18 protein-coding genes and 1 tRNA gene are annotated in these 21213 nt (G+C 66.2%); 11 read left to right on the top strand and 8 right to left on the bottom strand.

What is annotated here, in order from left to right:
- Positions 1-18 precede the first annotated feature (18 nt).
- The gene (locus tag ACMVY4_RS00860) at positions 19-924 is read right to left on the bottom strand and encodes a hypothetical protein (RefSeq protein ID WP_416898324.1); all 906 of its coding nucleotides are present in this window, start codon (positions 922-924) and stop codon (positions 19-21) included.
- 215 nt (positions 925-1139) lie between these two features.
- Between ACMVY4_RS00860 and ACMVY4_RS00865 the strand changes: the two genes are divergently transcribed.
- From ACMVY4_RS00865 to ACMVY4_RS00890, 6 genes are read left to right on the top strand one after another with little or no spacing between them, the layout of a single operon-like run.
- On the top strand, positions 1140-1532 hold the full coding sequence (locus ACMVY4_RS00865) for a response regulator (protein WP_416898325.1): 393 nt from the start codon (positions 1140-1142) through the stop codon (positions 1530-1532).
- Positions 1533-1578: 46 nt separating this feature from the next.
- Complete coding sequence (locus ACMVY4_RS00870) at positions 1579-3171, top strand: chemotaxis protein CheA (RefSeq protein WP_416898326.1); 1593 nt, start codon at positions 1579-1581, stop codon at positions 3169-3171.
- 1 nt (position 3172) lies between these two features.
- A complete protein-coding gene (locus tag ACMVY4_RS00875; RefSeq protein ID WP_416900383.1) occupies positions 3173-4396 on the top strand; it encodes a chemotaxis protein CheW in 1224 nt (407 codons plus the stop codon).
- Positions 4393-4893 (top strand): chemotaxis protein CheW, encoded by a 501-nt coding sequence (locus tag ACMVY4_RS00880; protein WP_416898327.1) that lies wholly within the window; start codon positions 4393-4395, stop codon positions 4891-4893. The genes ACMVY4_RS00875 and ACMVY4_RS00880 overlap by 4 nt, the downstream gene beginning before the upstream one ends.
- Positions 4894-4912: 19 nt before the next feature.
- Positions 4913-5962, top strand: a complete 1050-nt coding sequence (cheB, locus tag ACMVY4_RS00885; RefSeq protein WP_416898328.1) for a chemotaxis-specific protein-glutamate methyltransferase CheB — start codon at positions 4913-4915, stop codon at positions 5960-5962.
- Positions 5959-6798, top strand: coding sequence for a CheR family methyltransferase (locus ACMVY4_RS00890; protein ID WP_416898329.1), 840 nt, complete (start codon positions 5959-5961; stop codon positions 6796-6798). The genes cheB and ACMVY4_RS00890 overlap by 4 nt, the downstream gene beginning before the upstream one ends.
- A gap of 112 nt (positions 6799-6910) precedes the next feature.
- Here ACMVY4_RS00890 and ACMVY4_RS00895 read toward each other — a convergent pair whose 3' ends face one another.
- Entirely contained in the window at positions 6911-7429 is a 519-nt protein-coding gene (locus ACMVY4_RS00895) for a hypothetical protein (RefSeq protein WP_416898330.1), read from the bottom strand.
- Between the two features lie 488 nt (positions 7430-7917).
- On the opposite strand from ACMVY4_RS00895, the gene ACMVY4_RS00900 reads away from it, so the two are divergent.
- From ACMVY4_RS00900 to ACMVY4_RS00910, 3 genes are all read left to right on the top strand, one after another.
- Positions 7918-7992 (top strand) — tRNA-Val (locus ACMVY4_RS00900).
- 124 nt (positions 7993-8116) lie between these two features.
- On the top strand, positions 8117-9130 hold the full coding sequence (locus tag ACMVY4_RS00905) for a D-alanine--D-alanine ligase family protein (RefSeq protein WP_416898331.1): 1014 nt from the start codon (positions 8117-8119) through the stop codon (positions 9128-9130).
- Between the two features lie 78 nt (positions 9131-9208).
- Positions 9209-9975 (top strand): IS5 family transposase gene (locus ACMVY4_RS00910; RefSeq protein WP_416898332.1). Its coding sequence is split into 2 segments (ribosomal slippage): positions 9209-9533 and positions 9533-9975, totalling 768 coding nucleotides; the frame shifts between segments, so codons are not numbered across the junction.
- A 155-nt stretch (positions 9976-10130) separates the two neighbouring features.
- On the opposite strand, the gene ACMVY4_RS00915 is transcribed toward ACMVY4_RS00910, so the two are convergent.
- The 5 genes from ACMVY4_RS00915 to ACMVY4_RS00935 all read right to left on the bottom strand — a co-directional run bounded on the left by ACMVY4_RS00915 (position 10131) and on the right by ACMVY4_RS00935 (position 16586).
- Positions 10131-12149, bottom strand: coding sequence for a CocE/NonD family hydrolase (locus ACMVY4_RS00915; protein WP_416898333.1), 2019 nt, complete (start codon positions 12147-12149; stop codon positions 10131-10133).
- 11 nt (positions 12150-12160) lie between these two features.
- The gene (locus ACMVY4_RS00920; RefSeq protein ID WP_416898334.1) at positions 12161-13114 is read right to left on the bottom strand and encodes a hypothetical protein; all 954 of its coding nucleotides are present in this window, start codon (positions 13112-13114) and stop codon (positions 12161-12163) included.
- Between the two features lie 57 nt (positions 13115-13171).
- Positions 13172-13582: an NUDIX domain-containing protein gene (locus tag ACMVY4_RS00925; protein WP_416898335.1), complete on the bottom strand. Its 411-nt coding sequence runs from the start codon at positions 13580-13582 to the stop codon at positions 13172-13174.
- 8 nt (positions 13583-13590) lie between these two features.
- Complete coding sequence (locus tag ACMVY4_RS00930; RefSeq protein ID WP_416898336.1) at positions 13591-14799, bottom strand: acyl-CoA dehydrogenase family protein; 1209 nt, start codon at positions 14797-14799, stop codon at positions 13591-13593.
- Positions 14800-14867: 68 nt separating this feature from the next.
- The gene (locus ACMVY4_RS00935) at positions 14868-16586 is read right to left on the bottom strand and encodes a methyl-accepting chemotaxis protein (RefSeq protein WP_416898337.1); all 1719 of its coding nucleotides are present in this window, start codon (positions 16584-16586) and stop codon (positions 14868-14870) included.
- A 346-nt stretch (positions 16587-16932) separates the two neighbouring features.
- Between ACMVY4_RS00935 and ACMVY4_RS00940 the strand changes: the two genes are divergently transcribed.
- Entirely contained in the window at positions 16933-18273 is a 1341-nt protein-coding gene (locus ACMVY4_RS00940; RefSeq protein ID WP_416898338.1) for an amidase, read from the top strand.
- Between the two features lie 130 nt (positions 18274-18403).
- Here ACMVY4_RS00940 and ACMVY4_RS00945 read toward each other — a convergent pair whose 3' ends face one another.
- On the bottom strand, positions 18404-19969 hold the full coding sequence (locus tag ACMVY4_RS00945) for a fatty acid--CoA ligase (RefSeq protein ID WP_416898339.1): 1566 nt from the start codon (positions 19967-19969) through the stop codon (positions 18404-18406).
- Positions 19970-20156: 187 nt separating this feature from the next.
- On the opposite strand from ACMVY4_RS00945, the gene ACMVY4_RS00950 reads away from it, so the two are divergent.
- Entirely contained in the window at positions 20157-21206 is a 1050-nt protein-coding gene (locus ACMVY4_RS00950; RefSeq protein ID WP_416898340.1) for a zinc ABC transporter substrate-binding protein, read from the top strand.
- The last annotated feature ends 7 nt before the right edge of the window (positions 21207-21213 follow it).

A 21213-nucleotide genomic window follows, 5' to 3' on the forward strand; every position in this document is an offset into this window, starting at 1 on the left:
CACGGGCCCGATCGGCCCCTATTCGGGCATGAAGTGCTGGGCGAGGAAGGCGTAGATGTCGGAGATGTTCTTCCGCATCGTCTTCGGCTTGCCGAAGGGCGGGTCCTTCCACTCTTCCTCGATGTCCTTCCACCAGAGCGTATCGCGGTGGAGGTCGTCTCGGGTATCGCGGATGAAATCGATCGTCGCCGGCAGGTTCCGCAGCACCGAACGCGGCTCGTCGAGCTGCGCGTCGAAGGCGTCGAAACGCTTGTGGTAGTCCTTCACCGTGATGGCGGCCAGCTGATAGACGCGCACGGCGACTTCCAGGCTGTGCCGGTCTTCGCGGAAGATGGCCTGGGCCCGCTTCAGGTTGTTCGGCAGCGCCAGGATCCACTGGTAGTATTCGCGCAGGCTGACGACATAGGCGCGTTCCCGCGCCACCTGGTCGACCAGCGCCATCACTGCCTCGCGGCCGCCTTCGAGCTTCAGTTCCGTCGCCGCACGCTCGAAGCCCTGCTGCAGGTTGGTCTTCACTTCCGGCGACTCCAGCATCTCGCAGATCTTCACCGGATCCTTCGACTTCAGCGACTGGCCCGATGCCCAGGCGGCGAGCGACAGCAGCAGACGGTTCTTCGCGTATTCCAGATGGTGGTCTTCCAGCGCCCAGGACGCGGTCCCGTTCAGGATCTCGTTCGGGATCTGGTCGCCCGGCGAGATGTACTTGACGTAGTTCAGCGCCTTGGCCGCCAGTTCCAGCAGCTTGTGGTCGGGCGTGCCCTGTTCGATTCCGAACTCGCGGCAGACGCCGGGAATGGGCAGCGCGGCCTTCAGGTCGCCCATCTGGACGCTCAGCATCGGCTCACGGTCATGGCCGTTGCCGAATATGAACGCACCCGGAATCGAGAAGATCTTGTTGTCGAAGTTGAACCTGGTGAATTCCATCTGGCGTGTCCTCGCCGGCCAGAACGCCGGACAGCATTGCTGATAGTTTGGCCGGTATGGTCGGCCCGGGCGGTTAAACTTCAGTAAATGCGAAGGACTTCGCGGAAACGCCACGATGCGGGGCCTCGTTCCGTATACGGTTCTTTAAGGCAAATCCGACAAAAAGGTATCAGCACGCGAGTTCGCGAATACCACAGACTGTCGGAAGGCCTGCTATGTCCAACATGAATTTCGTGCCGTCCGTTCTTGTCGTCGACGACTTCAAGACCATGCGGCGGATCATCCGGAGCCAGCTGGAAGAGATCGGCTTCCGTGACATCGAGGAAGCCGAGGATGGCGAATCGGCACTGCGCACGCTGCGCCGCAAGGAAGTCCACCTGATCATCTCGGACTGGAACATGCAGCCGATGACCGGCCTGGAGTTCCTGAAGGAAGTGCGGTCGGACCGTCGCCTGAAGTCCCTGCCCTTCATCATGGTCACCGCCGAATCGAAGGTGGAGAACGTGCGCGAGGCGCGCGAGGCCGGCGTCACCAACTACGTGATCAAGCCGTTCACCGCCCAGACCCTGCAGCAGAAGATCGCTGCCTCCTTCGGCGTCAGCTCCTGAGCCGACAGCCGCAACGCGCGATCAACCAGAACAAGGAAACGCCCCGATGGACGATCTGATTGTCGACTTCATCGAAGAGACCATGGAGTCGCTGGCCGAGGTCGAGCTCGATCTCGTGGGTCTCGAACAGAACCCCGACCAGCCCGGCACCATCGATCAGCTCTTCCGGATCGTCCACACGATCAAGGGCACCTGCAGCTTCATCAATCTCGAGCGTCTGGGCCAGGTCGCCCATGCCGCCGAAAACCTTCTGGGCCTCGTCCGCGACGGCACCATCCGCCCCGACCCTGCGGTGATCACCGCCGTTCTGGAGGCGATGGACCAGATCCGCATCTTCCTCGACGCGATCCAGGCCGACGGCAAGGAGCCCGAGGTCGATGTGTCCAACCTGATCGCGCGGCTGGACAAGGTCGCCGAGGACGCCCAGGGCGGCGGCTCCGCCGATGCGGAAGCTGAAGCCGAGGCCGAAACCGACGACGACGGCGCGGAAGCCGACGAAATGGAAGAGACCGCTGCAGAGGACGAGGCCGAAGAGGCACCCGCCCGCGGTCTCGAGGTGGTCGAGACCGCCGAAGGCGACGGCCCCGAGACCGTCGAGGAGGCATCCAACCCCCTGGTGGCCACGCTCGCCGACATCCTGGCCAGCGGCAAGACCGCCAGCGAGGCGCTGGATTCGCTCCGGGGCGATGACGAACCCGTGGCGCCGAAGGCGGCGCCCGCTCCGGCGCCGGCCACGAAGCCGGTGGAAGCCGCCGCCGATTCCGAGCCCGCACAGGATGCGGCCGAGACCGCCTCGGCCAGCACGCCCGCGCGCGGCGGCGTTCAGGGCCTGCGCGTCAGCGTCGATCTGATCGAACAGCTGATGACCCTGGTCAGCGAACTGGTGCTGACCCGCAACCAGCTGATGCAGCTGGTCCGCAACGAATCCGACAGCGTCTTCAACATCCCCTTCCAGCGCCTCAGCCAGGTCACCAGCGAGCTGCAGGAAGGCGTCATGAAGACCCGGATGCAGCCGATCGGCAACGCCTGGAACAAGCTGCCGCGCATCGTGCGCGACCTGGGCATCGAGCTCGGCAAGAAGATCGAGCTGGAGATGGACGGCGCCGACACCGAACTCGACCGTCAGGTCCTGGACATGATCAAGGACCCGCTGACCCACATGGTCCGCAATTCCGCCGATCACGGCATCGAGACGCCGGCGATCCGCAGCTCGAAGGGCAAGAACGAGACCGGCACCATCCGCCTGTCCGCCCGCCACGAGGGCGGTCACATCGTCATCGAGCTGAGCGACGACGGCGCCGGGCTGAACGCCGACGCCATCCGCAAGCGCATTGTCGAGCGCAACCTGGTCGGCGCCGCCGAGGCCGAGGCCATGGATGACCGGCAGTTGCACCGCTACATCTTCGAACCCGGCTTCTCGACGGCCGAAGCCGTCAGCAAGGTCTCTGGCCGCGGCGTGGGCATGGATGTCGTGCGCACCAACATCGAGAAGATCGGCGGTTCGATCGACCTCGAGTTCGGCCCGCGGTCTCGGCACCAAGCTGAAGATCAAGATCCCGCTGACGCTGGCCATCGTCTCCGCGCTGATCGTCGAATGCGGCGGCGAGAAGTTCGCCATCCCGCAGATCTCGATCCGTGAGCTGGTGCGCATCAACGAGAGCAGCCAGCACAGCATCGAGAAGATCGAGGGTTCCAGCATCCTGCGCCTGCGCCAGCGTCTGCTGCCGCTGATCCATCTGGACGGCACCCTGGCCCTGACAGAGGGCGAAGTCCGCGACAATGGCTTCGTCGTGGTCTGCCAGGTCGGGTCGCAGCATTTCGGCGTCATCGTCGACGAGGTCTTCGACACCGAGGAAATCGTGGTCAAGCCGGTGGCCCCGCTGCTGCGCGACATCCGCATGTTCTCGGGCAATACCATCCTTGGCGACGGGAAGGTCATCATGATCCTGGATCCCAACGGTCTGGCCACCACGATGCGCCTGGCGAACGCTGACCGGCAGGAAGCCGAGGAGCACGAAGGCCCGCGCAAGGAGCGCACGACCACGCTGCTGGCCTTCCGCGCCGAGGGCGCCGCACCGAAGGCGGTGCCGCTGTCGCTGGTCGACAGGCTGGAGCGGGTCGAACCCGACAAGATCGAGGTGCTGAACGACAAGTGCATGATCCAGTATCTCGGCAAGCTGATGCCGCTGGTCACCACCAGCTGCGGCATGCCGCCGAGGGACCGGAGCCTGGAGGTCATCGTCTTCTCCGATCACGAAAATTATCTGGGCCTGGTCGTCGAGAGCATTCTGGACATCGAGGATTGCGAGATCCGCGTCGCGTCCGACTCGCACCACGAGAGCTGCATCGGCACCGCCATCGTCAACGGCAAGGCCACCGAGGTGCTCGACATCGCCTACTTCCTGCGGGCGGTCTATCCGGACCTCTTCAGCGAGGATCAGGATCCCTACGCCGCCGCCCCGACCGAGGAGAAGGAACGCCGCATGCAGTTGCTGCTGGTCGACGACTCCGCCTTCTTCCGCAATCTGGTCGGTCCGCTGCTGGCCAGCCACGGCTACGCGATGACGGTGGTCGGTTCGGCGGATGATGTGCTCAAGCACTTCGACGCCGGCAACAGGGTCGACGTCGTCGTCAGCGACATCGAGATGCCCGGCATGGACGGCTACCAGCTGCTGGCGCAGCTCAAGAAGCACGAAAACGCCCACGCGGTTCCGGTGATTGCGCTGACCTCGCACTGCACCGACGCCGACCGTGAGCGCGGCAAGGCGGCAGGGTTCTCCGGCTACGTGGCCAAGCTGGACAAGGAACGCCTGCTTTCGACGATCAACAGTGTCCTGCGCGACGACGAGGAGATGGCGGCGTGAAAAAGGAAGTCAGCGAAATCGATCAGAAGATGGCCGGCTGCGAAAGCATCATCACCAGCCATCTTGGAAACCAGGTCTTCGGCCTGCCGATCCTGACCGTCAACGACGTCATTGCCCAGGGCGCGATGACCCGGGTCCCGCTGGGCCCGCCGGAAGTCGCCGGCCTGATCAACCTGCGCGGCCGCATCGTCACCGCCATCGACATGCACCGCCGCTTCGGCCGCGCCGTCGGCAAGCCGGCCGAAGGCAGCCGCGGCATCGGCACGGTGATCGTGGTCGATGGCGAGTGGTACAGCCTGATGTTCGACCGGATCGGCGAGGTCGTGCCGGTTTCCGACGTCGTCATGATGCCGCTGCCGCCGACCGTCCGGCCCGAGGTCGCCGCCCTGTCCTTCGGCGTCGCCAAGCGGCCCGACGAACTGGTGATCATGCTGGACGTGAAGAAGATCCTGGAAATCCCGTCGCTTCAGGCAACGAAGCTCGACCTGGCCTCCTGACAGAAACGGAAACACCCGCATGGCGGATACCGACGGGCGGCTCAAGGTTCTGGTCGTGGACGACGCGGTCGTACCGCGCGGCATGATCCGGCAATGGCTGGAAGAAGATGCCGACGCAGCGGTCCAGACCGCGGCCAACGGGCGTCAGGCGCTGGACAAGCTGAAGACCTTCGCGGCGGATGTCATCACGCTTGATCTCGAGATGCCCGTGCTGTCGGGCTACGAGGCCCTGCCGCTGATCCGGCAGACCAGCCCCAACTCCCAGATCGTAGTGGTCTCGGGCGCAAGCCGGCGCGCCGGATCGGTGACCTTCGACGCGCTGCGGCGCGGGGCGGCCGATTTCGTCGCCAAGCAGGACCGTGAAAACCGCAGCGCCTTCCGGCGCGAGATCGTCGAGAAGGTGAAGACGCTCGGATCCCTGAAGCGGAAGCCCGTTGCCGCGGCCCCCGTGGCCGACGCGCCGGCGCCCCGCCCGCGGCGGACCGCCGACATCACCCTGAAGCGCAGCGTCGTCGCCATCGGCTCGTCCACGGGCGGCCCGCAGGCGCTGGCGGATCTGCTGGCCGGACTCGGCGGGCGGCTCACCGTCCCTGTGCTGATTTCGCAGCACCTGCCGGTGAACTTTTCCAAGGTCTTCGCGCAGAACCTGTCGCGCAAGACCGGACTTGACTGCGTCGAGGCCACGGACGGCGAACCGCTGATCAGCGGCAGGGTCTACATCGCGCCGGGCGACCGGCACATGATGGTCGCCCAGAGCGGCGCCGGCGCAACGATCCGCCTCTGGGACGGCCCGCGCGAGCATCACTGCCGGCCCGCGGTCAATCCGCTCTTCCGCTCCGTCGCCGAGGTCTATGGCCGCCGGGCCATGGCCATCGTGCTGACCGGAATGGGCAGCGACGGCGCCGAGGGCGCCGAGACCATCGCGGCAGCCGGCGGCATCGTCGCCGTTCAGGACCAGGCCACCAGCATCGTCTGGGGCATGCCCGGCGCAACATTCAACAGGGGTGTAGCGGACGCCGTTCTGCCGGTGCCCGATATCGCCAAACTGATCCGGGAACATTGCAAGTGAGCAACAGTACACTCGCCAGCCTGCAGGTCTTCGCCGACATCCTGCGTCAGGAATCGGGCAATACGCTCTCGACCGAGAAGCATTATCTCATCCAGGGGCGCCTGATGCCGCTGGCCCGCCAGTACGGCATGCCCAATCTGGAAAGCCTCGCCGACCGCCTGAAGCGGCCCGGTTCGGAAAACCTGCGCACCGAGGTGATCGACCGTCTGACGACGCACGAGACCTCGTTCTTCCGCGACCGCCGCCCGTTCGAGAGCCTGAAATCGACCATCGTGCCGGCGGTGCTGAAGGCGGCTGCGCCGGGCACCTGCCTCCGCGTATGGAGCGCCGCGTGCTCGACCGGTCAGGAAGCCTTCAGCATCGCGATCGTGCTGTCGGAGATGGCCGCGCGCCAGCCCGGCCTGCGTTTCGAGATCCTGGCGACCGACATCTCCAAGGAAACCATCAAGCGCGCCTCGGAGGGCGTCTACAACGAGTTCGAGATGGGGCGCGGCCTGCGCCCGGGCGACGCCGAACGGTATTTCCGCCCCTGCGGCCCGCGCGAGTGGCGGATCGTCGACGAGCTGCGCCGGATGGTGCGCTTCCGGACCGACAATCTGCTGAAGCCCTCCGTCCCGGCCCAGAGCCAGGACATCATCTTCTGCCGCTATGCCCTGATCTACATGGAGCGCGCGCAGAAGGCCCAGGCCCTGTCCCACATGGCCAAGCGGATCCGCTCCCGCGAGGGACGGCTGATCCTTGGCGCCTCGGAAACCACTGCCGGTCTGCCGCCGGAGTTCGAATGGTGCCGCGGCGAGGGTTCGGGAATCTTTGCCCTGACCGGCACGCAGTCCTGAACGGCCAGGCCGCCGCCGGCGGCCTGCCGTCTTCCTCTGCCTTCCCCACAGAACGAAAAACGCGCCCGCCAGAGGCGGACGCGCGTGGCCGTCCTGTCGATGAAGGCCCGGATCAGCCGTTGAGCAGGGCGTCGATCGCGGCCTGATCCATTGCCTTGTTGCCGCTGGCAGGACCGTTGAGAAGATGGTCGTCCTTGTGGACTTCCTCCCGGCGCGACTTGTTGATGCCGGTGCTGATGCCGCGCTTGCTGTCGTGTCCGCCGCTCAGATGCTGACGCACGATCAACAGACGCTGGCTGACGATGTCCTGGAACGAGCAGGCCTCCAGCGCCGCCAGCAGTGCGGCGCGCTGGTCCGGCTTGATGTTCGGCGCATCCATGACCGTGTCGATGTGGTCCATGATGTCGACTGCCGACTGCGCCATCTGCTTCAGGCAGTCGTCGACCTGGGCCACGCATTCCTCGATGCTTTCCTTGCCGATTCCGCCGCCGCCGCCCGAACCGCTGGGGTTGTGACGCTTGACGATCTCGACGACCGCATTGATGTAGCCGATCAGTTCCATCGGCGGGACGGGGGCCTTGCGTTCGCGCAATGCGTCGACGTACGGACCCAGTTCCGATTCCATGCTCACCGGCGGTCTCCTATTCCTGGACCGGTTCCCGAGGCGCCTGCCCGGCTGCAACGCAGGCAGGCAGCCCGCGTCAATTGCCAGCCAGAAAGGCAATCTCCTCCCGTACTCTATCGGACGTTTCGTTAACCGATCGTATGACTTCCGAAATTGATGTGATTTCAGTGTCAGTTTGCGAGACGGCGGTGGCGTGGCCATGGTTCCGCATGAACATGGCAATTGTCCTGGTTCCCGCGCCAGCACTTGCCCGCCTTTCGCACGGTTGGCTCGATATCGGCGCGAAGCCGGGCATGCCTCTCTCTGGTCGGGAATTCCCGAAACAGAGCAAAGCCCGCTGCCGAAAATCCCAACCGGCGCAATGGTGAGGCCGCCCTCCGGCGGCGCCTGATGGCCACGCAGGTCAGCGGGCGGATTGGGGCTTGCAGGGCGCAGCGCCCCCGGCTATAGAACGCCCCTCGCAGCGCCGGGCTCGCCCCGGCCTCGACCCTTGGGGGCGCGTAGCTCAGCGGGAGAGCACTACGTTGACATCGTAGGGGTCGCTGGTTCAATCCCAGCCGCGCCCACCATTCATCGCATCGCATTCATGCCGTCCCTGTCCCGGACACGTCCCTGGCCGGTGTCATGCCGCCATTGCCAGCGCCGGCCCGCCCGGCCTTCAATGCATCGGCGTTCAATGGCGGAGACAGATCGATGCGGAGACTTGCGGTCATCACCGGCGACCATGGGGAGAGCGATCCGACGAAGCTCGGGGCGGCCTATGGCGAGGAGGACCTGAAGGCGCACCGCACGATGGTCGAGGCGCTGGAGGGGCTGGAGCGCTTCGACATCACCGTCTTCAACGACCATGACGGCCTGTTCGAGCGGCTGGCCGCCGACCCGCCCGATCTGGTGGTGAATTTCTGCGACACCGGCGTCTTCAACCGGCCGACCCGCGAACTGAACCTGCCGGCCTGGCTGGAACTGCACGACATCCCCTATACCGGCGCGACGCCGCAGGCGATGGTGCTCTGTTTCGACAAGCAGATCGTGCGGCTGGTCGCCGAGTCTCTGGGCGTCGAGGTGCCCGGCGAACACTTCCTTGCCTCCGCCGCGCCCGGCGTGGCCCTGCCCGATCTCTATCCGGCGCTGCTGAAGCCCAACGCCGCCGACGGCAGCGTCGGCATCACCAAGGACGCCGTGGTCCGCAGCCCGCAGGAGGCGCGCGCCTATCTCGACTTCCTGCACGAAACGCTCCCGGGCCGCGCGGTACTCTGGCAGGAATACCTGCCCGGTCCGGAATACGGCGTCGGGCTGATCGGAAACCCGGCATCGGGCCTGACGGTCCTGCCGCCGCTGGAAGTGGATTTCTCGAAGCTGCCGGCCGGGCTGAACCCGATCCTGTCCTTCGAATCCAAGGCCGATCCGGACTCCCCCTACTGGACCGAGATCGCCTTCCGCGAAGCCCGCATCGAAACCGAAACCCGAGAGCGCATCGCCGGCTGGGCGAAGCTGCTCTTCGCGCGCTTCGGGCTGCAGGATTACGGCCGCTTCGATTTCCGCTGCGCCGCGGACGGTCGCCCGAAGATGATGGAAACAAACCCCAATCCGGCCTGGGCGTATGACGGCAAGCTCGCCTTCATGGCCGGTTTTGCGGGCATCGCCTATCCGAAGATGCTGGAGCGGATCGTCGACGCCGCCATCGCGCGGGTAACGGCAGGCGGCTAGGTTCTGAACCCATAAAGGGGATTCTGTTTCGGTTCTTTGGGTGATTCACTCTGGTGGGTGAATCGCAGGAGGTCCGGAATGGCGCGCTTTGATCTGACCGATTTCGAATGGGAGCTGATCGAGCCGCTGCTCCCGAACAAGCCGCGGGGCGTTCCCCGGGTGGATGACCGCAGGGTTCTCAACGGCATTTTCTGGGTGCTGCGCACCGGCTCGCCCTGGCGCGACCTGCCGGAGCGCTATGGCCCGCACACCACGGTCTACAACCGCTTCAACCGCTGGGCGAAGGCGGGCGTCTGGGTGCGGGTCTTCGAAGCGCTGGCCAGGAAATCGCCGGATTCGATGCAGTTCATCGACAGCTCCATCATCCGCGCCCACCAGCACGCCGCCTCCGGCAAAAAGGGGGCGCGGATCACGCCATTGGCCGTTCTCGTGGAGGACTGAGCACCAAGATCAACGCCATGGTCGACGAGCGCGGCCTGCCGGTCGCGCTGGTGCTCAGCCCGGGCCAGGCCTCCGACAAGGCGGCTGTTGCGGAACTCCTTGCCGCCCATCCGGCGACGGGCGACGTGGTGGCCGACCGGGGCTATGACGCCCGGGCCGTGCTGGACCTGATCGCGGCGCAGGGCGGTCGCGGCCACATTCCCACCCAGCGCGACCGCAAGGTCCAGCGCAGCGTCGATCCGGCGCTCTACCGCCGGCGCAATGTCGTCGAGCGCTTCTTCAACAAACTCAAACACTTCCGGAAGATCGCAACACGCTACGAGAAATCCGCCCGAAACTACCTCGCAGCCGTCCTCATCGCTTCAACCCGAACATGGCTGCGCGCTTATGAGTCCGCGTCCTAGAGCATTCCAGTATTCGCCCTGTCCGTTCGCCTTGAATACGGTCGTCACGCCCGCCCTGCGCGGGCATCCGGTCAATCCATGGAAGTTGCGGCGAAGCCGCTCCGGACCCCCGCGCGGCCCTTCGGGCCGACGGGGGTGGCCCATTTGGCGGGACTTTAGAGCAACTTCCGCGGCACGGCGCGGGTCCAGTGACGGGCGCCCACCGGCACGTCGTTCTCGAAGGCTTCCAGATCGCCGGTGAACTGGAACGCGTCGACCGTCGCCGTCAGCCGTGTCCGGCATTCCAGCCGCACCGTCCAGCCGTCGCGCTTCAGGATCGCGGTCTGCGACAGCTCCGTCTGCGCCGAAAGGGGGTCATCCTCGAGGATGCGGTACCGCTTCAGCATCTGATAGCCGAGGTCGAGGTCGATCTCCTCGATCCGGGCCAGCGAGGCGCCGCCGAACTCGCCGCCGTCGCCCTTCAGCGTGTAGATCATCTCGTTGGTCGTCAGGTCGATCTCGACGGTCCGCCGCATCGGGAGGTGATAGAGCTTCCTGGTCTTCGATCCGGGCGCGGCCAGCGGCGGTTCGAACGGGCGGATGGCGGCATCCGCATCCGAGGGCGGGCGGACCGGCAGATCGAGATGGCCCGTGCCCAGCCTGACCGACAGCGACACCGGCTCCGGCGCCGGCCAGATCATCGGCCAGTAGCCCGTCGACAGCCCCAGACGCAGCCGGTGCCCGACCGGGATCGCCTGTCCCAGATCATCCAGCTTCAGCTTCACGCGGTACCATGCGCCAGGTTCCAGCGGCGCAGGCGTCTCGTGGCTGTCGCGGTGGCAGAGGTTGAGGATCGCGTAGGAGATCCGGGACGACGCGCCGTCCGGCCCGACGTCGCAGAGGCGTGCCACAAGGAAGGCAACCGGCTTGTCCGCGGCGACCTCGAGTTCCAGTTCCGGCGCGCCGAGCAGCTCCAGACGCTCGGTCAGGATGTCGGTGTCGAAGACCAGTGATCCGCCGTCGTCGGCGCGCTGATCACGGGGCGCCTCGCCGTCTGCGCCGAAGCCGCACCATTCGCCCGCGCGCACGCCCAGCGTATGCGGGGAGGAAAACGCGATTTCGTCGATCTCGCCCGGTTCCTCGGCCAGATGCCCCCAGTTGAGCCAGAGCCGCTGGCGCTCTATCCGCGGGCTCGGCCAGGCGCTCTCCGCCACCCAGCGGCCGGGGCGGGTCTCGTATTGCGGTGCCGGCGGCAGGCTTTCCTGTATCCAGGCGCGCAGCATGGGTTCGTCCATGATCCCGGTGTCATGGCCCTTCAGCCAGTGATCCCACCAGCGGACGGCCTCCTGCAGGTAGCCGATGGAGGGACCCGGCACGCCGTCATGCGGGAAGGTGTGGGCCCAGGGGCCGATCAACCCGAGCCGGGGCGCCGACAGGCCTTCGAGCAGCCGCGGGATTGCGTTGGAATAGCCGTCGGCCCAGCCGCCAACGGCGAAGACCGGGCACTCGATTGCGCTGTAGTCCTCGCAGACAGATCCGTGCTGCCAGTATTCGTCGCGGTGCGGGTGCTCCATCCAGACCGCCGGCGAGGGTTCGGCCGCCTCGATGCGCGCCAGCCAGGCGTCGCGCCAGCTCTCGCCATGGACCTGAGGGTCCGGCGGAAGGGCATTGTAGAGGCTCAGGATCGAGCCCCACTGCATGTTCTCGTTCAGCAGGCAGCCGCCCTTGTAATGGGCATCGTCGGCATAGCGGTCATCCGCGGCGCAGAGCGTCAGGATGGCCTTCAGCGCCGGCGGCCGCATCGCCGCGACCTGCAGCGCGTTGAACCCGCCCCAGGAGATGCCGGTCATGCCCACCGCGCCGCTGCACCAGTCCTGCGCCGCCGCCCAGGCGATGACATCCATCGCGTCTTCCAGTTCCTGCAGCGTGTACTCGTCGCTCATCACGCCTTCGGAATCGCCTGACCCACGCAGGTCGGCGCGGATGCTGACATAGCCCGACAGCGCATAGAAGCGATGCATCGGCTCGTCGCGGGAGCGCATGAAGTCGCGCTTGCGGTAGGGAATGAACTCGAAGATCGCCGGAACCGGATTGGTTCGGGCATCGCGCGGCAGCCACAGACGTGCGGCCAGCCGGACGCCGTCGCGCATCGGAATCCAGACGTTCTCGATTTCCTCGATCGAGGCGAGATCCATCGCGGCGCGGCTCAGGCCGGTTCGGCAGTGCGACGGCGGCGCGACGGCGTCAGCTGCTGGGTCGACCAGAAACTCAGCGCCAGCTTCTCCCGCGCCCTGATGCCGGTCTCGAGATCCCAGCAATTGACGATGGCCAGCCGGAAGCCGCCGGGCGGCATGGCGTGCCACGATGGCGGCCGGTCCTGATGGAAGGTGACCTGCACGCTGGTCACCCCGTCCATGGCGCGCACTTCATCGACCAGATCTTCGGACGGGTGCGTGTATTGCAGCCCGTGGCCGCCGAAGAGCACGACGCTGTAGCCGGTCCGGCGGTCGCTGTCATCATAGTCCCAGACGCCCTCGGCATAGAGCTTCACCAGCGCCTCGACCCAGGGCCTGCCGCCGTAGAGATCCGGCCACTGGTCCGCAAAGCGCAGATGCACCTCGATGATCCGCGCGCCGATGGTCTCGAAATTGACCATGCCGGTATAGCCGCGGAGATTCTCGCGCAGCCAGTCGCCGCAATAGGCCTCGACCTCCGGATTGGCCTCGCCGAGCACCGTCCAGTAGTCGAACATGCCGCCGTCCAGCGGCTTGCCGAAGGTGTGACGCCACCATTTCGCCTCGCCGTCGACGACGGCGACATCGGTCGAGATGTGCTCGCCGGTCAGCACCGGGGTCCAGATATGGCCGGGGCGCTGGTTGGCCTTGTATTCACGCTCGGTGCGGAGGATGCGGCTGCCGATGCCCATGCCGCGCATGTTGAAGACCGGCTTGGAGAAGACCGGGAAGGCGGGCGGCATCAGGCCGTGCGGCCCGCAGACGAAATGCTGGCTCTCGGCGACGTCCAGCTTGTTGTAGACCCACTTGAACTCGGGGTACCAGGCCCAGGCGTCGCCGTCCTCGGTCGGAACGTTGACGTCCGCCGGGCAGTCCACGCCCTCGAAATACTGCATGCGCCAGGGATCGGCTTCACATATCGGCATGGATGAGACTATGCCGCCGGAAGCTGCGGTCCGCAAAGGCCTTGTCGTTCCGTCAGCTCAGGCCAGCTTCAGCGCGTCCGCAATGATCCGCGCATGGTCGAAGGCGAGCGGCGGCAGATCGTCCGCCGGAAACCAGTGGAGTTCGGCCGCATCGTCGGCCGCCTCCGCCGGCGGCTGTTCGTCGAAGCGGGCCAGGAAGGCGACGGAGACGGTCCGGCCCCGCGGATCGCGGTCGGGTTCGCTGTAGACGCCGACCAGCTGCAGATCGTGCGCCGTCACGCCGGTCTCCTCGGCCAGTTCGCGGGCGGCGCAGGTCTCGATGGTCTCGTCCGGATCGAGAAAGCCGCCCGGCAGAGCCCAGTGATCCCGATAGGGCGGGTTCTTCCGCCGGATCAGCAGGATCCCTGAGCCGGCCAGGGCGACGATGTCGGCGGTGACCGCCGGGAAATGATAATCGGACGACGCCAAGACCCCGGCTACAGCCCCAGCACCAGCTTGGCGACGATGTTGCGCTGGATCTCGTTGGAACCGGCATAGATCGACGCGGCGCGGTGGTTCAGGTGCCGCGGCAGGGCCGTCAGCGCGTGGTCCGGGCCGATGGGCTGGACGTTGCTGCCCACGGTCCGCGCCTGCTTCTGATGCGGCGCGCCGTAATAGGCGACGGCCTCGGCGGTGAGTTCAGCCGTCTTCTGAAGCGATTCCGAGCCGCAGACCTTCATGATCGAGCCCGCGGCGCCCGGCGTCTTGCCTTCGGCGACCTCGCACATGACCTTCTTCTCTGTGACTTCGAGCGCCATGATCTCGGCCTCCGCCTCGGCCACGCGCCTGGCGAAGACCGGATCCTGGATCAGTGGCTCCCCGCCGCCGCCGGGCTCCGAAGCCGCCACCGCCTTCAGGTGCCGGATCGAGGCATGCAGGCCGGGCGAGTAGGTGTCGCCGCCGCGCTCGAACTCCAGCAGGTACTTGGCCACCGTCCAGCCCTTGTTCTCCTCGCCGACGAGGTTCTCGACCGGTACCCGCAAGTCCTCGAAGAAGACCTGATTGACCTCGTGATCGCCGGCCATGGTGATGATCGGATCGACGGTGATCCCCGGGGCCTTGAAGTCGTCGATCAGGATGAAGCTGATGCCCTCCTGCGCCTTGCCCTCGGTCGAGGTGCGGACGAGGCAGAACATGCGGTTGGCGTGCTGGGCGAAGGTGGTCCAGATCTTCGAGCCGTTGACGACATAGTGGTCGCCGTCGCGCACCGCGCGGGTCTTCAGGCTGGCGAGATCCGAGCCCGAACCCGGTTCCGAATAGCCCTGACACCAGACATCCTCGCCCGAGAGGATGCGTGGCAGGTATTTCTGCTTCTGCTCCGGCGTGCCGAAATGCATCAGCACCGGTCCGACCATGCGCGTGCCCATGACCAGCGGCACCGGGGCGCCGGCCGCGGCGCATTCGATATCGAAGATGTAGCGCTGGATCGCGGTCCAGCCCGGCCCGCCATATTCGGCCGGCCAGAGCGGCGCCGACCAGCCCTTAGACGCCAGCTTCTCGTACCAGCGCTGGCCGTACTGGAACTCGGCGAAGGGGCCCGTGGTCAGCCGCGAGGCCTCCTGCAGGTCGTCGCTCAGGTTCTCGTCCAGAAACGCGCGAACCTCATCGCGGAACGCCAGATCGTCTTCGGTCAGCGCCAGATCCATGGTGCACTCCTCCCCGTTGTCCGCCCCATTGTACGCGTGCGAACTATCGGGGAAAGAGCGGATGGCGGTCAGGCGACGCGGAGCTGTTCGAAGAAGCCGTCCACTTCCTTCCGGAGCACGCCGGCATTGCCCGACAGCCGGTCGGCGGTACTGCTGACCTGGCCGGCGGCCGCGCCGGTCTCGCCGACATAGGTCGTGACCTCGACGATGTTCTCGGAAACATCCCGGGTGCCGGAAGCGACCTGGTCGATGTTCTGTGCGATCTCGTTGGTGACCTGGTTCTGCTCCTCGATGGCCGCGGCGATGGACGCCGTGACATCGTTCAGCCGAGCCATCGCGGCCCCGATCTCGCGCACCGCCTCGACCGCGATCCTGGCCCCCGATTGCAGGTTGCCGATCTGTGTGGTGATCGTGACCGTCGCCTGCTGGGTCTGGTTCGCCAGGCCCTTCACTTCCTGAGCGACGACAGCGAAGCCCTTGCCCGCTTCGCCGGCCCGCGCCGATTCGATTGTGGCGTTCAGGGCCAGCAGGTTAGTCTTCTCGGCGATCTCCTCAATCAGGCTGACCACCTGGCTGATGTCGTCGGTCGCAACGGACAGCTTCTCGATCTCGGCGCTGCTGCGGTCGACCTTGTCATTGGCCTGCTGCACGGCGCCTGAAGACTGTTCGGTCTGCGCCGCGATCTCCTTGATGGCGGCGGACATCTGCTCCATGGCGGCCGCGACGGCCTGGATGCTGACCGAGGACTGCTCGGCGGCGGCGGCGACAGTGGTCGCGCGCGTACCGGACTGTTCGGCGACAATGGTCATCGTGCCGGACGCGCTGGTCAGCTGGCTCACGCCATCTGAAAGGTCGCTGACAATGCCGTTGATCGTGGCGCTGAAGCTCTGGATCGCCCGGTCGCGGCTCTGTGCCTGTTCCAGTTTCCGCCGTTCCTCCAGCCGCTGCACCTCGGCGAGGCGCTCGCCCTCGACGAGTTGCTTCTGGAACTGCTCGAGGGCGCGGGCCATGCCGCCGACCTCGTCGCGCCGCGACTGCGCGGGCACATCGATGCCCCGCTCGCCGCCGGTCATCCGCTCCATCACCGACATCATCTGCGTCAGGGGGCGGGCGACGCTGCGTCCGATCAGGGTCCCGACCACGACGCCGAGCCCGATGCCCAGCACGGCGATTGCCAGCATCAGCCGGATGCCGCTGGTTTCGTCTTCCAGTGCCGTAAGGGCGGACTGTTCGGTGAACTTGCCAAGCTCGAACAGCATGCCCGCAAGCCGGGAATCGAGATCCTTCTGTTCCTTTTCCAGCACGACGGCCCTGTCACCAATGGCGGCGGCGTCGCCCCCGGCGGCGGCGGTCATGACCTCGGCGGCCATGTCGTCGTAGCGGCGGTGCTGTGTCGCGATCGCCTCCAGCCGGGCGAGGATGTCGCCGAACTTCTGGCGGGCGGCATCCGACTTCGCGTAATCCAGCGCGTGCCGGGCCTGCTCCAGGCCTTCCTCGATCTCGGCATCGACCTTCTTGGCGAGCATCAGAAACGCCTGACGGTCATGATCGAAATCGGTGCCTGCGGATATCTGCGCACCCCGCATGGCCCGTTCGAGCAGAATGGCCTGCTCGAGTTGATGCACGGTGATCGCGGCGACCTTCTCCATCAGGGGAACGTCCTCGCGGGCGATCTCGGTCAATTCGTCGCCGACCTGCATCATCTTCCAGGTGCCGACGGACGCGATCGAAACCCCGGTCAGAACGACCAGGCCGACGATCAGATAGATACGCTTGGTAACAGACATGACAGCCTCCTGCAGCGTTTCGGGGGAACTCCTGCACGTTACTGAATTGACCTAGCGTCACCTGAGAAAGTAAAAACTTCCTCACCCGAAACGAATACTGAAGAGTAGATTTTGTTTCGCCTCCGTATTCACGGAACTGGGGGCTGTCTGTCGTCTGGTGAAGGCGCTTGCGCCCGGAAGGAATTGCAGAACCGGCGGCACGATAACGACCAGGTCGAGAGGTCACCGGAATTCCGGAATGAATGACTCGCATCGGTATGAAGCCGGAGGGCGGGGCGACGAACATCATGGTCCCGCCGGCCCATCCCGCATTATCCTCCGGTGAGATTCGAGAGGGGGGCCACAGATGATCGATCGCGGGCTGAAGGCGCTGGCCGGGGCGCTGGCATCGGGCGAGACCAGTTCGGCGGCGCTGACCGATGCGGCGCTGGCGGCGGCGGCCGAGGGCGAGGGCCCGACCGCCTACATGACCCTGCATGCCGACCGGGCGCGGGCCGAGGCGGCAGCCGTCGACGGGTTACGCACGGCCGGCCGCGAGGCGCGGCCATTCGCCGGCATCCCGATCTCGATCAAGGATCTGTTCGACGAGGAAGGCTTCACCACCACCGCCGGATCGAAGGCGCTGGCCGGCGCCTCGCCGGCGACGGCGGATGCGCCCATCGTCGACCGGCTGCGGCGCGCCGGCTTCGTCATCCTGGGCCGCACGGTCATGACCGAGTTCGCCTATTCGGGCGTCGGCCTGAATCCGCATTACGGCACCCCGGCCTCGCCCTGGGACAGGGAGACCCGGCGCATCCCGGGTGGCTCGACATCGGGCGGCGCCGTCAGCGTCGCCGACGGCATGGCCGCCGCGACCATCGGCACGGATACCGGCGGGTCCTGCCGCATTCCGGCGGCCTTCTGCGGCATCGCCGGCTTCAAGCCGACCATCGAACGGGTGCCGCGCGAAGGGGCGACGCCGCTGGCCTTCTCGCTCGACAGCATCGGGCCGCTGGCGAACAGCGCCGACTGCTGCGCCATCCTGGACGACGTGATGGCGGGCGGACCGGGCGCGGGCGCGGCGCCGGCCTTTGTCGGCGGCCTGCGCATCGGCGTGCTGCGCAATTATGTGCTCGACGACATGGACCAGACCGTCGCCCGGACCTTCGGCGCCGCGCTGACCGCGCTGTCGGAGGCGGGCGCGCAACTGGAAGACCTGTCGCTGCCCGAGATCGACGAACTGCCGGCGCTCTACGCCAATGGCGGCTATGCCGCCGCCGAGAGCTGGGCCTGGCACCGCGACCTTATCGAACGGAAGGGCGATCTCTACGATCCGCGGGTGATTGGCCGCATCCGGCGCGGCGCCGACATCTCCGCTGCCGACTACATCGATCTGCTGGAAGCGCATGCCGCGATGAAGGCCGCCACCGACGCGGCCACGGCGCATTTCGACGCCGTGGTCATGCCGACGGTGCCGATCGTCGCGCCGGCCATCTCGGAACTGGACGCGGACGAGGATTACACGCGTATCAACCTGCTCTGCCTCCGGAACTGCTCGGCCGGCAATTTCCTGAACCGGCCGAACATCAGCCTGCCCTGCCACAAGCCGGGCGAGGCGCCGGTCGGGCTGATGCTGATGGGCCACCGCAACCGCGACCGGGAACTGCTGAACATCGCCGCCGGCGTGGAGGGCGCGCTTGCGGCCTGACCTCTGACTGTCACCCCCGCTTCATGCGGGGGTCCGGTGCGGCTTCGCCGCAAGTATCTGACTGACCGGATGCCCGCATGAAGCGGGCATGACAGCTTTGGAAATCGGGGCCGGTTCCGGAAAAGACCGCTCAGCTGACCCCGCGATCGCGGCCTTCCCAGTAGGGCTTGCGCAGTTCGCGCTTCAGGATCTTGCCAGTGGCGTTGCGCGGCAGTTCGGCGATGAAGTCGACCGATTTCGGGCACTTGTAGTGGGCGATGCGGCTGCGGGCGTAGTCGATCACCTCGCCTTCGGAGAGGTCCGCGTCCTTCGCCTTCACGATGACGGCCTTCACCGCCTCGCCCCAGCGGTCGTCCGGCACGCCGATCACGGCGACGTCGGCAATGGCGGGATGGCCATAGAGGGCGCTCTCGATCTCGGCCGGGTAGATGTTCTCGCCGCCGGAGATGATCATGTCCTTCACCCGGTCATGGATGTAGAGGAAGCCCTCCGCATCGAAGAAGCCCGCATCGCCCGACCAGAGCCAACCGTCCTTCAGGGTCTTCGCCGTCGCCTCCGGCAGGTTCCAGTAGCCGGCCATCAGCGTGTTGGAGCGCAGGATGATCTCGCCGACCTCGCCGGCCGGCAGTTCGTTGGCGTCGTCGTCGACCACCTTGACGTCATAGCCCGGCGCCGGCTTGCCGCAGGACTTCAGCCGGTCCGGCTTCGACAGGTCATGATCCTCCTTCGGCATGTAGACGCCGCCGCCGTTTGATTCCGTCATGCCATAGGCCTGTCCGAAGACCGGACCGAAGATCTCGATGGCCTGCTTCAGCAGCTCGACCGGGATCGGCGCGGCGCCGTACCAGATCTCGTCCATCGAGGAGAAATCGACCTCCCGCACGCCCGGAGACTGCACCAGGAACAGGATCAGCGCCGGCACCAGGAAGGTCTTGGTGACCCGGTGCTCGGGAATGGTGCGCAGGATGTCGGCAGGGATCGCGTCGGCCAGGATGACCGTCTTGGCGCCGACATACATGCCGGCCAGCGCATTGTTCAGACCGCCGACATGATAGAGCGGCATGCAGACCAGATTGACGTCGTCCTCCGACCAGCGGCCATAGGCGCTCTCGTTGGGGTCCGCCAGCAGCGGCCAGAGGTTGAGACCGCTCTGGTGGCTGAGCTGCACGCCCTTCGGGTGACCCGTCGTGCCCGAGGAATAGAGCTGGGAAGCGATGCTCTCGGGATCGACGGCGATCATCGGGTCGGTATCGTCCTGACTGTCGCGCCACGCGAAGTAGGCCGGGTAGCCGCCCTCCCCGGTCAGGGAGAAGACCTCACGCACCTTCGGCATCGCGCCCATCTGTTCGGCTGCCAGATCGGCATAGCCCTCGCCGACGAAGAAAACCTCGGCGCCGGCGTCGTTGACGATGTAGGCGATCTCCGGGCCGGCGAGGCGGAAGTTGACCGGCACGATCACCGCGCCCGCCTTGGCGCAGCCGTAGTAGAGCTCCATGAACTGGTCGCAGTTCTTGGTCAGCAGCGCCACCCGCTGGCCCGGCTTCACGCCCAGCGCGATCAGACCGTTGGCGACCCGGTTGCTGTAGCGGTCGAGGTCGGCATAGGTGGAGGAGCGGTCGCGGAACACGGTGGCGACGTCGTCGGGCCTCGTCTTCGCATGGCCGCGCAGGACATCGGCGACATTGGTCATGGGCATTCGGGCATCCTCCCCAGGATCGCGTTTCCCGACCTATGCCAGAGGCAAGGCGGTTGCGCCAGATGCGTCGGGACGGCGGCGGCTGCATTCACATCTGCAGCCGCGGGAAACAAAACGGTTGCGCCGGCCTTCGGAAAATGAAATGTAATAACATAACGTGTTATAGAGTAACGGAAGGGAGATCGCGATGTTCCGGACCATCCTGCTTGCGGGCGCCGCACTGTCGCTGTCATTCACGGCAGCGAAATCCGAGACGCCAAAGGTGGTCGCCTCGATCCAGCCCGTGCACTCGATCGTGGCCTCCGTCATGGCCGGGGTTGGCGAGCCCCACCTTCTGCTCAAGCCGGGCACGTCGCCCCACAGCTATGCCATGAAGCCGTCCGATGCGGCGGCCCTGAACGGTGCGGACCTGGTCGTATGGGTCGGTCCGGCCATCGAGACCTTTCTGGAACGGCCGCTCGAGACCCTGTCCGGCAATGCCGAAGTCCTGACGATAATGAAGGCGCACGGCATGAACCTGCTCCCGCTGCGGGAAGGTGGCGAGTTCGAGGCGCACGACCACGATCATGGCCATGGCGAACACGGGCACAAGGAACACGCCGACAAGGATCATGACGACCACGGGCACAAAGAACATGGCCACAAGGATCATGATCACGGCCATAAGGAACCCGCGCACAAGGATCATGACGATCACGGCCACAAGGGCGAAGCGCCGGAACATGTCGAAGCGCATATCTGGCTGGAGACCGGAAACGCCGCAGTCATCGCCGCCGAGGTCGCGGAGCATCTGTCGGAAATCGACCCGCAGAACGCGGCCCGCTATCAGGCCAATGCGGAGCGGCTGACACAGGAACTGAAGGCGCTTGGAGAAGAACTGCACGAGATGCTGGAACCGGTCGAGGGACGCGGGTTCATCGTCTTCCATGATGCCTGGCAGCATTTTGAGCGCCAGTTCCACCTGAGCGCCGCCGGCTCCATCACCATCACCCCGGATGTCGCGCCGGGCGCGCGCCGTCTCAGCGAGCTGAAATCGAAGATCACCGGCGGCAACGTCGCCTGCCTGTTCAGCGAGCCGCAGTACGACAACCGCATCGTCAACCAACTGGCTTCGGATACCGGCGCAAGGGTCGGTGTCGCCGATCCGTTGGGATCAGACATCCCGCCCGGCCCCGGCCACTATGCCGCCATGATGCGGGCCGCCGCCAAGGCCCTCCGCGACTGTCTCGCCGGCTGACGGCGGA

Source organism: Minwuia sp., assembly GCF_048007105.1.
GTDB lineage: Bacteria > Pseudomonadota > Alphaproteobacteria > Minwuiales > Minwuiaceae > Minwuia.

Bases quoted from the DNA above. Each gene is read 5' to 3' on its own strand.
- ACMVY4_RS00860 (WP_416898324.1), bottom strand. From the start codon at position 924: ATGGAATTCACCAGGTTCAACTTCGACAACAAGATCTTCTCGATTCCG.
- ACMVY4_RS00865 (WP_416898325.1), top strand. From the start codon at position 1,140: ATGTCCAACATGAATTTCGTGCCGTCCGTTCTTGTCGTCGACGACTTC.
- ACMVY4_RS00870 (WP_416898326.1), top strand. From the start codon at position 1,579: ATGGACGATCTGATTGTCGACTTCATCGAAGAGACCATGGAGTCGCTG.
- cheB (WP_416898328.1), top strand. From the start codon at position 4,913: ATGGCGGATACCGACGGGCGGCTCAAGGTTCTGGTCGTGGACGACGCG.
- ACMVY4_RS00905 (WP_416898331.1), top strand. From the start codon at position 8,117: ATGCGGAGACTTGCGGTCATCACCGGCGACCATGGGGAGAGCGATCCG.
- ACMVY4_RS00915 (WP_416898333.1), bottom strand. From the start codon at position 12,149: ATGGATCTCGCCTCGATCGAGGAAATCGAGAACGTCTGGATTCCGATG.
- ACMVY4_RS00920 (WP_416898334.1), bottom strand. From the start codon at position 13,114: ATGCCGATATGTGAAGCCGATCCCTGGCGCATGCAGTATTTCGAGGGC.
- ACMVY4_RS00930 (WP_416898336.1), bottom strand. From the start codon at position 14,799: ATGGATCTGGCGCTGACCGAAGACGATCTGGCGTTCCGCGATGAGGTT.
- ACMVY4_RS00935 (WP_416898337.1), bottom strand. From the start codon at position 16,586: ATGTCTGTTACCAAGCGTATCTATCTGATCGTCGGCCTGGTCGTTCTG.
- ACMVY4_RS00940 (WP_416898338.1), top strand. From the start codon at position 16,933: ATGATCGATCGCGGGCTGAAGGCGCTGGCCGGGGCGCTGGCATCGGGC.
- ACMVY4_RS00945 (WP_416898339.1), bottom strand. From the start codon at position 19,969: ATGCCCATGACCAATGTCGCCGATGTCCTGCGCGGCCATGCGAAGACG.
- ACMVY4_RS00950 (WP_416898340.1), top strand. From the start codon at position 20,157: ATGTTCCGGACCATCCTGCTTGCGGGCGCCGCACTGTCGCTGTCATTC.